The organism is Mycobacterium sp. NGS56 (genome assembly GCF_059812425.1).
Window position 1 is genome coordinate 160,288 of sequence record NZ_JCALCQ010000002.1, and the last position, 15,057, is coordinate 175,344.

The 15,057-nt window shown below is 69.7% G+C and carries 13 protein-coding genes; 8 read left to right on the forward strand and 5 right to left on the reverse strand.

Annotation, left to right across the window (positions count from 1 at the left end; translation table 11 throughout):
* Positions 1-10 precede the first annotated feature (10 nt).
* Positions 11-718 (forward strand): ferritin-like fold-containing protein, encoded by a 708-nt coding sequence (locus AC5Y4F_RS08035; protein ID WP_067929916.1) that lies wholly within the window; start codon positions 11-13, stop codon positions 716-718.
* 167 nt (positions 719-885) lie between these two features.
* Here the strand turns inward: AC5Y4F_RS08035 and AC5Y4F_RS08040 are convergent, their stop codons facing one another.
* Positions 886-1,602 (reverse strand): MmpS family transport accessory protein, encoded by a 717-nt coding sequence (locus AC5Y4F_RS08040; RefSeq protein WP_499995917.1) that lies wholly within the window; start codon positions 1,600-1,602, stop codon positions 886-888.
* A 219-nt stretch (positions 1,603-1,821) separates the two neighbouring features.
* Here AC5Y4F_RS08040 and AC5Y4F_RS08045 point away from each other — a divergent pair, with 219 nt between their 5' ends.
* A complete protein-coding gene (locus tag AC5Y4F_RS08045; protein WP_156749926.1) occupies positions 1,822-2,082 on the forward strand; it encodes a DUF3107 domain-containing protein in 261 nt (86 codons plus the stop codon).
* Here the strand turns inward: AC5Y4F_RS08045 and fasR are convergent.
* Positions 2,079-2,765 carry an HTH-type transcriptional activator FasR gene (gene fasR, locus AC5Y4F_RS08050; protein WP_067931343.1) on the reverse strand — a complete coding sequence of 229 codons (687 nt, stop codon included), beginning with the start codon at positions 2,763-2,765 and terminating at the stop codon, positions 2,079-2,081. The genes AC5Y4F_RS08045 and fasR overlap by 4 nt on opposite strands.
* 93 nt (positions 2,766-2,858) lie before the next feature.
* Between fasR and AC5Y4F_RS08055 the strand changes: the two genes are divergently transcribed.
* The 3 genes from AC5Y4F_RS08055 to AC5Y4F_RS08065 all read left to right on the forward strand — a co-directional run bounded on the left by AC5Y4F_RS08055 (position 2,859) and on the right by AC5Y4F_RS08065 (position 6,148).
* Positions 2,859-3,989, forward strand: coding sequence for a DUF3152 domain-containing protein (locus AC5Y4F_RS08055; RefSeq protein ID WP_499995919.1), 1,131 nt, complete (start codon positions 2,859-2,861; stop codon positions 3,987-3,989).
* An 84-nt stretch (positions 3,990-4,073) separates the two neighbouring features.
* On the forward strand, positions 4,074-5,258 hold the full coding sequence (gene moeZ, locus AC5Y4F_RS08060; protein ID WP_067931339.1) for an adenylyltransferase/sulfurtransferase MoeZ: 1,185 nt from the start codon (positions 4,074-4,076) through the stop codon (positions 5,256-5,258).
* 35 nt (positions 5,259-5,293) lie between these two features.
* Positions 5,294-6,148 (forward strand): TIGR02569 family protein, encoded by an 855-nt coding sequence (locus AC5Y4F_RS08065; protein ID WP_067931337.1) that lies wholly within the window; start codon positions 5,294-5,296, stop codon positions 6,146-6,148.
* Positions 6,149-6,222: 74 nt separating this feature from the next.
* Here AC5Y4F_RS08065 and AC5Y4F_RS08070 read toward each other — a convergent pair whose 3' ends face one another.
* From AC5Y4F_RS08070 to AC5Y4F_RS08080, 3 genes are read right to left on the reverse strand one after another with little or no spacing between them, the layout of a single operon-like run.
* A complete protein-coding gene (locus AC5Y4F_RS08070; RefSeq protein ID WP_499995921.1) occupies positions 6,223-6,531 on the reverse strand; it encodes an MGMT family protein in 309 nt (102 codons plus the stop codon).
* A 2-nt stretch (positions 6,532-6,533) separates the two neighbouring features.
* Positions 6,534-7,319, reverse strand: a complete 786-nt coding sequence (locus AC5Y4F_RS08075; protein ID WP_067931333.1) for an alpha/beta fold hydrolase — start codon at positions 7,317-7,319, stop codon at positions 6,534-6,536.
* A gap of 45 nt (positions 7,320-7,364) precedes the next feature.
* On the reverse strand, positions 7,365-7,577 hold the full coding sequence (locus AC5Y4F_RS08080) for an Rv3202a family protein (protein ID WP_067931331.1): 213 nt from the start codon (positions 7,575-7,577) through the stop codon (positions 7,365-7,367).
* Between the two features lie 98 nt (positions 7,578-7,675).
* Between AC5Y4F_RS08080 and AC5Y4F_RS08085 the strand changes: the two genes are divergently transcribed.
* From AC5Y4F_RS08085 to AC5Y4F_RS08095, 3 genes are read left to right on the forward strand one after another with little or no spacing between them, the layout of a single operon-like run.
* Positions 7,676-8,518, forward strand: coding sequence for a DUF6159 family protein (locus AC5Y4F_RS08085; protein WP_067931329.1), 843 nt, complete (start codon positions 7,676-7,678; stop codon positions 8,516-8,518).
* Between the two features lie 34 nt (positions 8,519-8,552).
* The gene (locus AC5Y4F_RS08090) at positions 8,553-11,687 is read left to right on the forward strand and encodes a PD-(D/E)XK nuclease family protein (protein ID WP_499995923.1); all 3,135 of its coding nucleotides are present in this window, start codon (positions 8,553-8,555) and stop codon (positions 11,685-11,687) included.
* Complete coding sequence (locus AC5Y4F_RS08095; RefSeq protein WP_499995925.1) at positions 11,684-14,989, forward strand: ATP-dependent helicase; 3,306 nt, start codon at positions 11,684-11,686, stop codon at positions 14,987-14,989. Before AC5Y4F_RS08090 ends, AC5Y4F_RS08095 begins: the two co-directional genes overlap by 4 nt.
* The last annotated feature ends 68 nt before the right edge of the window (positions 14,990-15,057 follow it).

Genomic DNA, 15,057 nt, shown 5'->3' on the forward strand with positions numbered 1-15,057 from the left:
CAGTGTTGCCATGACCCGGCCCTCCTGTGAGCCCGCTGCCGCCGACCAAATCGACGGATCGCCAGCCTCGCGGCTGTCGGCCGATCACCCGGGCGTCAACGAGCTGTTCGCGGTCTTGGCCTACGGCGAGATCGCGGCGTTCTACCGGCTCACCGACGAGGCGCGGATGGCCCCTGACCTGCGCGGACGGATTTCGATGGCGAGCATGGCCGCGGCCGAGATGCAGCACTACGAGCAGCTGCGCGACGCGCTGGAAAGCCGCGGCGTCGACGTGGTGTCGGCGATGTCCAAGTACGTCTCGGCGCTCGACAACTACCACCGGCTGACGATGCCCAGCACGTGGCTCGAGGCCTTGGTGAAGACCTATGTGGGCGACGCCCTGGCGGCCGATCTGTACCTGGAAATCGCGCACGGTCTGCCCGACGAGGTTGCCGACGTGATTCGCGCGACCCTGTCGGAAACCGGGCACTCGCAGTTCGTCGTCGCCGAGGTGCGCGCCGCGGTGACGGCCAGCGGCAAGCAACGCAGTCGCCTGGCGCTGTGGTCACGCCGGCTGTTTGGCGAAGCGATCACCCAGGCCCAGTACCTGCTGGCCGACCACGACGAGCTTGTCGACCTGGTGATGTCGGGCGCCGGCGGGTTGGGCCAGCTCAATGCTTTCTTCGACCGGATGCAGCAGACGCACGACCGCCGCATGCACGAACTGGGCCTGAGCTGAGGTTCGCCGTGATCGCAAGCGCGGCGTAGCCGGGCGTAGCGGGTCACGGCCATCGGGTTCGCCGTGATCGCAAGCGCGGCGTAGCCGGGCGTAGCGGGTCACGGCCATCGGGTTCGCCGTGATCGCAAGCGCGGCGTAGCCGGGCGTAGCGGGTCACGGCCATCGGCTCAGCCTGCGCAGGTCGCCATGTTCGAGGTGTTGGAGGCGATGATCCGCTGACCGGCGGCGTTGTAGATCGAGCAGCTGAGCCGACCGTAGAAGCTGGTCGCGACGACGGACTCGGTCTCCACGCCCGGGTTCAGCACAACCACCTTCGACCACGGCAGCGACACGTTGAACTCGGTCTGCGGCACGCCCCGCGCATCGGTATAGACGATATTCACCAGGTCCAGCAGCTGCTTGGTGCCGTTCACGCTGTAGACGATCGTGCGCGGGTTGAGCGCGGCCGTCGGTGCTGCCGCCGCGAGCGGCGGCGCGACACTGGGTGCCGCCATCGCGGGCGGCGCGACCGGCGCGGCACTGGGAGTGGTGACCGTCGTGACGGTCTCGGCCGGTAACTGGGAGGGGCGCGGGGCGGCGCTGGGCGGCACGGATGCCTTGGTCGTCGCGGGTGCCGAGGTCACCGGGTGGGGGGCCGGCGCACCCACCGTGGCCTTGGTCGACGCGCTGTCGCCGCTGTTGATGACGACGGCGGTGGCGATGGCGCCGAGGGCGACGACTGCGCCCAGCACCGCCGTAGCAGGACGCCAGCGCGAATCGGCGGGCCAACCCGTCCAGTTGTAGTCGGCGTTCAGGTGGGGATCGGTGTCGCAGGCGTCGTCGTCAACCTCATCCTCGGGGTAATCCCGGATCCTGTCGTCAAGTTGCGGCCATGTGGTACCCATGGTGCCGAAGTTAGCCATGAGAAAACACGGATCCGGTATCGCGCGGGTGCCCGAGACAACCTGCAAGCGAATCGTTACCGGGCCGCGACCAAGGTTTCGCTGACCGCGAAGTGTGGGGACGCGGCGAGGTGGGGTTCAGCCGCGTCAACTAGCCTGCTGCTGACAGGGCCGGGACTTCAACACCTGCGCAAGGCTGCAAGACCCATGGAAGGGGTGACCGTGGAGGTCAAGATCGGTATCACGGATAGTCCACGCGAGCTGGTCCTTGCCAGCGCCCAGACGCCCGCCGAGGTCGAAGAATTGGTCAGCGCAGCGTTGAGCGAAGGGTCGGGGCTGCTGCGCCTGAGCGACGAGCGGGGTCGCCGCTTCCTGATTCACAGCACCAGAATCGCCTACGTCGAGATCGGGGTCGCCGACGCGCGCCGGGTGGGCTTCGGGATCATCGCCGAATCCGGCAAACACGCCGGCAAGGACAATTAAGAGCGGGCAAGCGGCACGTGTGACAGTCCGCCCCAGGCGAACTGGACGGTGCCGTCGACGGCGTCCGCCTTGGAAATCGGTCGGTCGGAGTCCAGCCAATACCTGGCGCAGTCGACGCTGATGCCGACCAGACCGACGGCGATCATCCGGGCCCGGTGCGGGTCCAGTCCGGAATCCTCGCTGATCAAAGCGAAAACCGCGTCGATGCAGGATTCGGTGGCGACGCGAACCTGCGCCGCCACCTCGGGTTCGGTGACATAGTCGTTCTCGAAGATCAGCCGGTAGCCCTGGCTGTCGTGCTCGATGAAATCGAAGAACGCCTGCACCGCCGAGTGCAGCCGGCGGCGGTTGTCGGTGGTGGTGCTCAGCGCATTCTGAACGCCCGAGACCAGGTTCTGCACGTGCCGCGCCAGCACCGCCAAATACAGCTCAAGCTTGCTCGAAAAGTGTTGATACAGAACGGGTTTGCTGACCCCGGCGCGATCGGCGATCTCGTCCATGCCGGCCGCATGGTAGCCGCGGTCGACGAACACGTCGCTGGCCACGACGAGCAATTGGCCGCGCCGCTCGTCGCGGGGCAACCGGTTGCCCCGCCGGTTGGATACCGCGGCTTCGTCTGCCGACCGACCGCGGTCGGCCGATCTGACCGCGCGGCGCGCCGGCACCCTGGCGAGTTCGCTCATCGATTCCTCATCTGATTATCAACGGCCGACCCTCGGTAACGCGGGGTCAGCCGCTGGCAGCCCGTGGGAAGTACCTTACTACCCGACCGGTCGATGCGATCGTCATCGCTGCCGTCGCCGCAGGCAGAAGCGGTGTCGGACGGTGGATTCGGGCGCGCCACGGGCGGCGCGGACAGGCGGCTGTGTAATCCTGGGGAAATGACGTCCCCCCGGCAGCCGCGCAGCACGGGTCGCGTGCCGGTGCTACGCGACGAGTGGCGAGAGCCGCTGCGAGCGCTGCGCGACCCCCTCGCGCGGGAGGCCGGGCGGGCGCGGGCCGACCGCGAACGGCCGCGACAATGGCGCAAACAAACCTGGCTGGGGCGATTCGTCTCCACCTACGGGTGGCGCGCATACGCCCTGCCCGTCCTGGTGGTGCTCACCGCGGTGGTGATGTATCAGACGGTGACCGGCACCGGCGCGCCTCAGCCCACGGCCAGTCAGCCCATCCAGAGTCCGCCTGCGATCGGCGCGGTGGGCACGACGATCATCGATGCCCCGCCGCGCGGGCTCGCCGCGTTCGATGCCAACCTGCCGGCCGGAACCCTGCCCGACGGCGGCCCGTTCACCGAAGCGGGAGAAAAGACCTGGCATGTCGTGCCGGGTACCACACCGCAGCTCGGCCAGGGCACCGCAAAAGTGTTCAGGTACACCGTCGAAGTGGAGAACGGTATCGACCCGACCATGTTCGGGGGCGACGACGCTTTCGCGCAGATGGTCGACCAGACGCTGGGCAATCCGAAGGGCTGGACGCACAACCCGCAGTTCGCTTTCATCCGGATCGACAACGGTAAGCCCGACTTTCGGATCTCCTTGGTTTCGCCCGTGACGGTGCGCGAGGGGTGCGGCTACGAATTTCGGCTCGAAACCTCCTGCTATAACCCGGTTTTCGGCGCCAACCGCGACTCGCGGGTCTTCCTCAACGAGGCCCGCTGGATACGGGGAGCCGTGCCGTTCGAGGGGGACGTCGGGTCCTACCGGCAGTACGTGATCAACCACGAGGTCGGCCACGCCATCGGATACCTGCACCACGAGCCGTGCGAGCAACAGGGCGCCCTGGCGCCGGTGATGATGCAGCAGACGTTCTCCACGTCGAACAACGACGCCGCCCAGTTCGACCCCGACGTCGTCAAGGCCGACGGGAAGACCTGCCGGTTCAACCCCTGGCCGTACCCGATCGCCTAGCCCGCCGGTGCGCGTTGCCGCGCCATCGGCGGGCTGCTGTGATGGTGGTAGACGACGCTAGGCCAACCGAGGAGATGTTTCGCCGTGTCCACGCCGCTGCCACCTCTGGTGGCGCCCGCAGATCACCTGACTGGCGAGGAGGTGGCCCGCTACAGCCGTCAGCTGATCATCCCCGGCCTGGGCCCCGACGGGCAAAAGCGGCTCAAGAACGCCCGGGTGCTGGTGATCGGCGCGGGCGGGCTCGGCGCGCCGACGTTGCTGTACCTGGCGGCGGCCGGCGTGGGCACGATCGGCATCGTCGATTTCGACGTGGTCGACGAGTCGAACCTGCACCGTCAAATCATTCACGGGGCGGCCGACGTCGGACGGTCCAAGGCCCAGTCGGCGCGCGACTCCATCGCCGCCATCAACCCGCTCGTCGACGTGCGGCTGCACGAGTACCGCCTGGACTCGACCAACGCCGTCGAGTTGTTCGGCTCCTACGACCTGATCGTGGACGGCACCGACAACTTCGCGACCCGGTATCTGGTCAACGACGCCGCGGTGCTGGCGAAGAAGCCCTACGTGTGGGGGTCGATCTACCGCTTTGCGGGCCAGGTCTCGGTGTGCTGGGAGGATGCGCCGGACGGACGCGGGCTCAACTATCGCGACCTCTACCCCGAGCCCCCTCCCGCCGGGTCCGTCCCCTCCTGCGCCGAGGGCGGCGTGCTGGGCATCGTCTGCGCGTCCATCGCCTCGGTGATGAGCACCGAAGTGATCAAACTCATTACCGGGATCGGTGACTCCTTGCTGGGCCGGTTGATGATCTATGACGCGCTGGAGATGACGTATCGCACCATCGCGATCCGCCGCGACCCATCGGACGAGTCGCGGCCCAAGATCACCGAACTCGTCGACTACGAGCAGTTGTGCGGTGTGGCATCCGAGTCCTCGGCGCACGACGACGCGACGGCCATCACCCCGCGGGAATTGCGCGAGTGGCTGGATTCCGGCAAGGAGCTGGCCCTGATCGACGTGCGCGAGCCGGTGGAGTTCGACATCGTGCACATCGAAGGAGCCCAGCTGATTCCGCAGTCGTTGATCAATTCCGGCGAGGGTCTGGCAAAGCTGCCGCAGGACCGCCCGCCGGTGTTGTATTGCAAAACAGGTGTGCGCTCGGCCCAGGCGCTGGCCGTGCTGCGAAAGGCCGGGTTCGCCAATGCAGTGCATTTGCAGGGCGGGATCGTGGCATGGGCGCAGCAGATGCAACCCGACATGATCATGTACTGACTCAGAACGCCTGTTGGACTCGTTAGAGTACCGGTGTGACAGTCGAGCCACCGCCGGATCATGTGCTCTCGGCGTTTGGCTTGGCCGGCGTGAAGCCCGTTTTTCTGGGTGCCAGCTGGGAGGGCGGCTGGCGGTGCGGCGAAGTCGTCTTGTCGCTTGTGGCCGACAACGCGCGCGCGGCCTGGTCCGCCCGAGTCCGCGAAACGCTGTTCGTCGACGGCGTCCGGCTCGCCCGGCCGGTCCGCTCCACCGACGGGCGCTACGTCGTTTCCGGGTGGCGGGCGGACACCTTCGTGGCGGGGACGCCGGAGCCGCGCCATGACGAAGTCGTCTCCGCGGCGGTACGGCTGCATGAGGCAACGGGCAAACTGGACCGGCCGCGCTTTCTGACCCAGGGGCCCGCTGTGCCGTGGGGCGACGTCGACATCTTCATCGCCGCCGATCGCGCGGCCTGGGAGGAACGGCCGTTGGCGTCGGTGCCGCCGGGCGCACGGGTGGCCCCCCCGGTAGCCGACGCCGAGCGATCGATCGAGCTGCTCCACCAGCTCGCCACCTTGCGCAAGCCGACCAAGAGCCCGAGCCAGCTGGTCCACGGAGACCTCTACGGCACAGTGCTTTTCGTCGGCACCGCCGCACCGGGAATCACCGACATCACCCCGTACTGGCGGCCCGCCTCGTGGGCGGCCGGCGTGGTCGTCATCGACGCGCTGTCTTGGGGAGAGGCCGACGACGGCCTGATCGAGCGCTGGAACGCCCTGCCGGAATGGCCGCAGATGTTGTTGCGGGCGTTGATGTTTCGGCTCGCAGTTCACGCGCTGCACCCGCGTTCCACGGCGGAGGCGTTCCCCGGCCTGGCCCGCACCGCCGCACTGGTCCGACTGGTGCTCTAACCTAGCCGCGTGGCGACCCGCTGCGCCCGGCTACGCCGCGCTTGCGATCCCCGCGGCCGCGCTGGCGATCGCCACTAAAGTTCGTCCGGAAATTCGTAGCGAACCTCGTGCAACGCGATTCTGCCGTCGGTCGCCAGCACGCCTTCGGCGCGTAACAACTCCAGCTGCCGGGTGGTCAGGTGACGCGCCGGGCGCCCGGAGGCGGTGATCACCCGGTGCCAGGGCAGGTCCGAGGAGTCGGTCCGCATGATCCAGCCGACGATGCGCGGGCTGGAAAGCCCTGCGATGGTGGCGATGTCGCCGTAGCTGGCGACCCGGCCGGACGGGATCGCGGCGACCAGTGCGCGTACCCGCTCGACCTGCTCGTCGGTCACCGGCGCCACCGTCAGCGGGCTTTCAACAGCTCGCGGGTCAACGCGGCGACCTCGTCGGGCTTGGCGTAGGGCACCATGTGGTTGCAGTCGAGATCCAGCAGCCGGAAATCCGATCCCAACCGCCGCACCAAGCCGTCGATCAGTTTGTCGGTGACATAGGGCGGGGTGGTGCGCTTGGCTCGTACCAGGACGGTAGGAGTCTTCGCCGGCGGCAGCACGGCGTCGCGGGCGAGCTCGCTCCAGTACGACATCATCGCCGGCAGACTGACCCGCCAGCCGTATCGCCCGCCGGGCAGTGTGATCAGATGCTCGTCGATCTCGGCGTTCAGCAGGGCGGGGTCCACATCGGACCAGGAGCCGTGCACCTTCTCCATGCGCGCCTCCTCGGCGTCCGGATAGTCGGGCGAGCACAGCATCGCCTCGGCGATCTCGCACATCCATCCGCCGTCCAGCCCGACCGCAGGGTCGAGCAGCAGCAGCCCCGCCACCTGGTCGGGGCGCGCCGCGGCCAGGTGCATCGCCAGCCCGCCGCCGAACGAGTGACCCACGATCACTACGGACGTGTCGGGCTGCTCGTCGATCAGCTGGGCCAGTGCCGAGACGTTGGCGTCGATGGTCCACGGCGCGGCCCACGAAGACCGGCCGTGGCCAATCAGATCCGGTGCGGCGATGCCGATCCCGGGCAGAAAGCCGGACAGGTGCCGCCAACGCTGCCCGTGGCCGGTCAGTCCGTGCAACGCCAGGATCTGCACCGGACCGGGCGGGCCGTAGCGGTGCACATGCAACTTTGCGGTCACGCGTCGATGGTGCCAGCCGTCACTGTCGAGCGCCGCGGGCGGTCCTCACCGGTTGTCATCCCGATCGTCCTCGGAGGGGACGATGTAGGCCTGCTCGATCACGTCGGCCTCGTTGGCTTCCCGGTCCCGGGCTGCCACGTAGTCGACGTCCAGACCGGCTTGGTCGTCGGAATCGACCGGCCGCAGTTGTTCCACCGCGTCGCCTTCGGGCGCCTCGTCGATGGGAAAGCCGCGTTCGTCGTCGTTCATGGTCTTCATCCCCGCCTTCCGGTCTTCGTTCGCTCGCGCTCCAGCGTAGGTGCAGGCCGGGTACGCTGAACCGCTCGATCTTCCTCGACGACGCCACGGGAGCGGCCATGGGCAGAATCAGGCGCGGCTGGGCGCTTTCGAAGCAGAGCTGGGAGGTCCTGAAGAAGGACCGGTCGCTCGTCTTCTTCCCGATCCTGTCCACCCTTTTCGCCGCGCTGGCCACGATCGCGATCTGGGCGCCCACGTTGCTGGTGCGCGGTGTGTTCCAAGGCCATCAGGTGGACAACCAGGACCCCGTCTACTACCTCGCGGGCGCGGCGACGGCATACGCGTCCACGTTCATCGCCATCTTCTTCAATGTGGCGCTGGCCGCGTGCGCCGTGCGCTCGATGCGTGGTGAGGACACCAGGGTGGCCGAGGGCATCAACGCGGCGGCACGCCGCATCGTTCCGATTCTGGGATGGACGTTGGTGGCGACCACGGTCGGGCTGCTCCTCAAGGCGGTCGAGGAGCGCTTACCGAACCTGGGCAAGCTGGTCGCGGACCTCATCGGGGCGGCATGGGCCGTCGCAACGTTTTTCGTCATACCGGCGATAGCGCTCGAAGGAACCGGACCGTTTCAGTCGCTGCGGCGCTCCGTGGACACCATCAAGGCGCGCTGGGGTGAGAGTGCCGCAGGGGCGGCCACCATCGGGGTGGTCACGTTTCTGCTCGCCCTGGTGGTCGTGGTGGGCGGCGTCGTGGGTGGCTTCGCACTGATCGCGGCTCGGCTCGCGCCACTCGGTCTCGCGGTGCTGGCGGCGACATTCGCGTTCGCCGTTGTGATCTCCTTCGTCTCGACCGCGCTCAGCCAGATCTTCCGCGTCGCGGTGTACCAATTCGCGGTCACCGGTGAGACGGTCGGCGGGTTCGACCCGCGGCTGCTACAGGCCGCTTTCGTCGCGCGCTAGCGGATCTGTCGGACCCTCGTGATGTCATGCCGTCATGGCCTACACGTGGGATGCCGAAGCGCACACCGTCTTAGACCCCGGTGCGCGCGGTCAGCTGCGTATCCTCGGCGGGCCCGGCACCGGTAAAAGCAGCCTGCTGATCGACGCCGCGGTTGCCCAGATCGACGCCGGTGTCAACCCGGAATCGGTTCTGCTGCTTACCGGTTCCGGCCGGGTCGGGATGGCTGAGCGGGGCGCGTTGACGACGGCGTTGCTACGCTCGCGGACCACCGGCCCGGCCCGGGCCGCCGTCAGTGAGCCGTTGGTGCGGAGCGTGCACGGGTACGCGTACGCGGTCTTGCGGCGCGCCGCCGAGCGCGCCGGCGAGGCGCCACCGCGGCTTGTCACCAGCGCCGAGCAGGACGCCATCATCCGGGAACTGCTGGCCGGCGACTTCGAGGATGGGCCGCGCGCCGCGACCGCGTGGCCGGCCCACCTGCGGCCCGCGCTGAGCACCGCCGGCTTCGCGACCGAGCTTCGAAACCTGTTGGCCCGCTGCGCCGAACGCGGCGTGGATCCCCACGAGCTGGAGCGGCTGGGGCGCCGTTGCCGGCGCCCGGAGTGGAGCGCCGCCGGCCAATTCGCACGCCAGTATGAGCAGGTGATGCTGCTGCGCGCGGCGGTGGGCACGGCCGCGCCGGAGGCGACCACACCCGCGCTGGGCGCCGCCGAGTTGGTCGGTGCCGCACTGGAAGCGTTCGCCGTCGACCCCGAATTGCTGTCGGCCGAACGTGGCCGAATCCGGGTGTTGTTGATCGACGACGCCCAGCAGCTCGACCCGCAGGCGGCCCGCCTGGTTCGGGTGCTCGCGGCCGGCGCCGAGCTGGCGCTGATCGCCGGGGATCCCAACCAGGCGGTGTTCGGGTTCCGGGGCGGCGAATCCGCCGGATTGCTCGGTGGCGACGCGCCGCCGGTGACGCTTACGACCTCGCACCGCTGCGCTCCCGCCGTGGCGCGCGCGGTCAGCGGTATCGCCGGCCGGTTACCCGGCAGCAGCAGGGGCCGGTGGATCGACGGAGCCGGTGCGGGAGAGGGATCCGTCACGGTGCGGCTGGCCGCGTCGGCGCACGCCGAGGCGGCGACCATCGCCGACGCGCTGCGGCGCGCACACCTGATCGACGGTGTGCCCTGGTCGCAGATGGCGGTCATCGTCCGGTCGGTAGCGCGGGCCGGGGCGCGACTGCCGCGCGCTTTGGCCGCCGCTGGAGTGCCGGTGGCCGCAGCCGCCGTAGCCGGGCCGCTGTCCGAGGAGCCGGCCGCGCGGGCCCTGCTCACCGTCCTGCTGGCCACCGCCGACGGGCTGGACGGGCAGCAGGCGCTGGCGTTGCTGACCGGCCCCCTCGGTCGGGTCGATCCCGTGTCGTTGCGCGGGCTGCGCCGAACACTACAGCGCGCCAATCCCGGTCGCGCACCCCGCGATTTTTCGGCCCTGTTGGTCGAGGCGCTGTCCGGCGACGCGACGCCGCCGGGGCCGCGGTTCGCCCCACTGCGCAAGATCCGCGCGGTGCTGGACGCGGCCGCGCGCTCACACCGCGCGGGTGCCGACCCCCGGTACACCCTGTGGGCCGCCTGGCACCGGTCCGGGCTGCAGCGCCGCTGGTTGTCGGTGATCGAGCGTGGCGGTCCCGCCGCGACCCAGGCCACCCGGGACCTCGACTCGGTGACCGCGTTGTTCGAGGCCACCGATGACTATGTGTCGCGCACCTCGGGCGCGTCGTTGCGCGGTTTGGTCGAGCACATCGCCTCAATGGCGCTGCCGAGTGCCGCCCCCGAGCCGGTCGTCGCGGCCGAGCAGGTAAGGGTGCTCAGCGCACACGCCGCGCTGGGGCACGAATGGGATTTCGTAGTCATCGCCGGACTGCAGGATGGCCTGTGGCCCAACACCGTTCCGCGCGGCGGTGTGCTGGCCACCCAGCGGCTGCTGGACGTGCTGGACGGGGTCGGGGCGGATGCCTCGGTGCGGGCGCCACTGCTGGCCGAGGAGCGCAGGCTGCTGGTGGCTGCGATGGGCCGGGCCCGGCGCCGGCTGCTGGTGACCGCCGTCGACAGTGATACCGGTGGGGCCGGTCTACAGGCCGCGCTGCCGTCGGTCTTCTTCACCGAGATCGCGCAGTGGGCCGACGACACCGACAGCACCGGCGCACAACCGGTCTCGGCGCCGCGGGTGTTGTCCGCGGCCGCGCTGGTGGGCCGGCTGCGTGCCGTCGTGTGCGCGCCCGACGGCGCGGTGAATGAACGCGCCCGCGCCTGCGCGGCAACCCAATTGGCCCGGCTGGCCAAAGCCGGCGTACCCGGCGCCGACCCAGCCGGATGGCACGGCCTCACTGCGATCAGCACCACCGAACCGCTGCGCGACAGCGGCGACGTGGTCACCTTGACGCCGTCGACGATGCAGACCCTCGACGACTGCCCGCTGCGCTGGCTCGCCGAGCGGCACGGCGGATCAAACCCGCGCGACGTGCGCTCGGCGATCGGGTCCGTGGTGCATGCCCTGATCGCCGAACCGAATCAGAGCGAATCAAGATTGCTGTCCGAGCTGGACCGCGCCTGGACGCACCTGCCCATTGCGGCGCAATGGCATTCGGCCAACGAGCTGGCCCGGCACCGCGCCATGCTGGAGGCGTTCATCGAATGGCGGGCACAGACCCGTGGCGCACTGACCGAGGTCGGCGTCGAGGTCGAGATCGACGGAATTGTGGCCACCGAGGACGCCGGCCAGGTGCGGTTGCGTGGCCGGGTCGACCGGCTGGAGCGCGATGCCGCCGGGCGGCTGGTGATCGTCGACATCAAAACCGGCAAGACACCGGTCAGCAAGGACGATGCGCAACAACACGCCCAGTTGGCCATGTATCAGCTGGCGGTAGCCGAGGGATTGTTCGGCAGTGGGACCGACGATGCCGAGCCCGGCGGCGCGCGGCTGGTGTACCTCGGCAAAACCGGAGCATCCGGAGTCGCTGAACGCGAACAGGATCCGCTGACCGCCGCCGCCGGCGCCGAATGGCGCGGTGTCATCGCGCGCGCGGCCGCCGCGACGTCCGGCCCGCAGTTCGTCGCGCGGCGCAACGACGGCTGCACGCACTGCCCCGTCCGGCCGAACTGCCCGGCCCACGCCGACGGGTCGCAGCGGTGACTCCGCGCCCGCGCCACACCCCCGCCGAATTAGCCGGCGCGCTGGGGCTTTTCCCGCCGACCGACGAGCAGGCCGCCGTCATCGCCGCGCCGCCGGGACCGCTGGTGGTCATCGCCGGCGCCGGCGCCGGCAAGACCGAGACCATGGCCGCACGGGTGGTGTGGCTGATCGCCAACGGCTACGCCGCGCCCGGTCAGGTGCTCGGATTGACGTTCACCCGCAAGGCCGCCGGCCAGCTGCTGCGCAGGGTCCGGTCCCGACTGGCCCGGCTGGCCGGTGTCGGCCTAGGTGCGCCCGGCGTCGCCGGCGATGCGGCGGTCGACCCCGAAGGCGCGCCGACGGTCAGCACCTACCATGCCTTCGCGGGCTCCTTGCTGCGTGACTACGGGCTACTGCTGCCCGTCGAGCCGGACACCCGGCTGCTCGGCGAAACCGAGTTGTGGCAGCTGGCTTTCGACGTGGTGACCGGGTATCCGGGGGAACTGCGAACCGACAAGACCCCGGCGGCGGTCACCTCGATGGTGCTTCGGCTGTGGGGACAACTGGCCGAACACCTGGTGGACACCGGCCAGCTGCGCGACACCCACGTCGAGCTGGAGCGGCTGATCCACTCCCTGCCGGCGGGGCCGTACCAACGGGATCGCGGACCCAGCCAATGGCTGCTGCGGTTGCTGGCCACCCAGACCGAACGCACCCAACTGGTGCCGCTGCTCGACGCGCTCAGCGACCGCATGCGCGCCGCGAAGGTGATGGACTTCGGGATGCAGATGGCCTCGGCGGCCAGGCTGGCGGCGACATTCCCACAAGTGGGGGAGGAGCTGCGCAGCCGCTACCGGGTGGTACTCCTCGACGAGTATCAGGACACCGGCCACGCCCAACGCGTCGCGCTCTCAGCGCTATTCGGTGGCGGAGTCGACGATGATCTGGCCCTCACCGCCGTCGGCGACCCCATTCAGTCGATCTACGGCTGGCGTGGTGCGTCGGCCACCAACCTGCCGCGGTTCGCCACCGACTTCCCTCGAGCCGACGGCGCCCCCGCCCCGATCCTGGAATTGCGCACCAGCTGGCGCAACCCGCCGCGGAACCTGCGGGTGGCCAACGCGGTCTCGGCGGAGGCGCGGCGGCGATCGGTGGCCGTGCACGCGTTGCGCCCGCGCCCGGATGCCCCGCCCGGCACCGTCCGCTGCGCATTGCTGCCCGATGTGACGGCCGAGCGGGAGTGGATCGCCGACCATCTCCAAGCGCAGTACCAGCGCGCCCGCGACGACGGCGCCAGTCCGCCGACGGCGGCGGTGTTGGTGCGCCGCAACGCCGATGCGGCGCCCATCGCCGACGCGTTGCGTGCCCGTGGCGTCCCGGTCGAGGTTGTCGGGCTGGCCGGCCTGCTGGCCATTCCGGAGGTCGCCGAGGTGGTGGCCATGCTGCGAGTGGTCGCCGATCCGACGGCCGGGGCGGCTGCGATGCGCGTGCTCACCGGATCACGGTGGCGCCTTGGTGCCCGCGACCTCGCGGCGCTGTGGCAGCGTGCGCGTGCGCTCGGCGGGGCAGTGCAGCCCGCCCAAGCGTCCTCGCCCGAGTCGATCGCGAGGGCCGCCGACCCCGACGCGGACACCGCATGCCTGGCCGATGCCATCGCCGATCCCGGTGCGGCCGCGGCATATTCGGCCCCGGGATATCGGCGCATCATCGCGCTGGCCGCCGAACTCGGTGCCCTGCGCGCCCACCTCGGCCACCCGCTGCCGGATTTGGTCGCCGAGGTGCGCCGTGTGCTGGGTATCGACTGCGAAGTTCGGGCCGCAGCGGGGGTCGACGTCGGCTGGGCCGGTACCGAGCACCTGGATGCGTTCGCCGACGTCGTCGCCGGCTACGCGGAACGCACCGGGCCGGCGGACGGATCGACGTCCACGTCGGTGACCGGCCTGCTGGCGTTTCTGGACATCGCCGAGACGGTCGAGAACGGTTTGGCGCCGGCGCCATTGACGGTCGCCCGCGACCGCGTCCAGGTGCTCACCGTGCACTCCGCGAAGGGGCTGGAATGGCAGGTCGTGGCCGTGGCCCACCTGTCCGGCGGCATCTTCCCTTCGACGGCGTCGAAGAGGACGTGGCTCACCGACGCCGCCGAGCTGCCACCGCTGTTGCGCGGCGATCGCGCCGGCACGGGTGCGCTGGGCATCCCGGTGATGGACACCTCGGACGTCACGAACCGAAAGCAACTGTCGGACAAGATTTCCGAGCATCGTCGCCAACTCGAGCAGCGACGCATCGACGAGGAGCGGCGGTTATTGTATGTTGCCATCACGCGGGCTGAAGACACCCTGCTGGTGTCAGGGCACCACTGGGGGGCCACCGGTGCGAAGCCCCGCGGCCCATCGGACTTCCTGTGCGAAATCAAGGCCGTCATCGACGATTCGGCCGCGGCCGGCGAGCCCTGCGGAACGGTGGAACCCTGGGCAGCGCCACCGGCCGACGGGGAACGAAACCCGCTGCGCGACAGTGCCTCAGAAGCGGTATGGCCGCCCGACCCGTTGGGACGGCGGCGCCACGACGTCGAGCACGGCGCCGCGCTGGTGAGGCAGGCGTTAGTGGCCGACGCGACCGAGGCGGGTGTCGACGTGGACGGGTGGGCTGCCGACGTCGACGCATTGCTGGCCGAGCGCGCCCGATCGGTGCGGCCGGCGCCGCGCGCGCTCCCCGGCCAATTGTCGGTCAGCTCACTCGTCGGCCTGGCGCGTGACCGGGCGGGCACCGCGCAGCGGCTGATGTACCGGTTGCCGTCGCGGCCCGAGCCACATGCGTTGCTGGGCAATGCGTTTCACGCATGGGTTCAGAAATTCTATGGCGCCGAGTGTCTGTTCGATCTGGGCGATCTGCCGGGTGCGGCGGATTCCGATGCGGGCGACGCCGCGGAATTGACGGCGCTGCAGGAAGCATTTCAGGAATCATCTTGGGCCACACGGACTCCGGTCGCCGTGGAGGTACCCTTCGAGATGCCGATCGGTGACACGCTGGTACGCGGACGCATCGACGCAGTCTTCGCCGATCCCGACGGGGGTGCCACAGTGGTCGACTGGAAGACCGGTGAACCGCCACGCGGGCCGGAGGCGAAGCGGCAGGCCGCCGTCCAACTTGCCGTCTACCGCTCGGCCTGGGCGGCGTTGGCCGGTGTCCCGGAATCCTCGGTGCGCACCGCCTTTTACTACGTGCGTGCCCGCACCACCGTGGTCCCCGAGGAACTGCCGGGTGACGCCGAGGTGGCGGGGCTGCTGATGGATCCGGACGGCGATCGTCACGTGCCGGTGTGACGTGCGCCGCCCGAGTGTTGGTGAAGCTGTGGCCGTGGTTACATAAGACCCGTGCGGGTCTCGTGCGC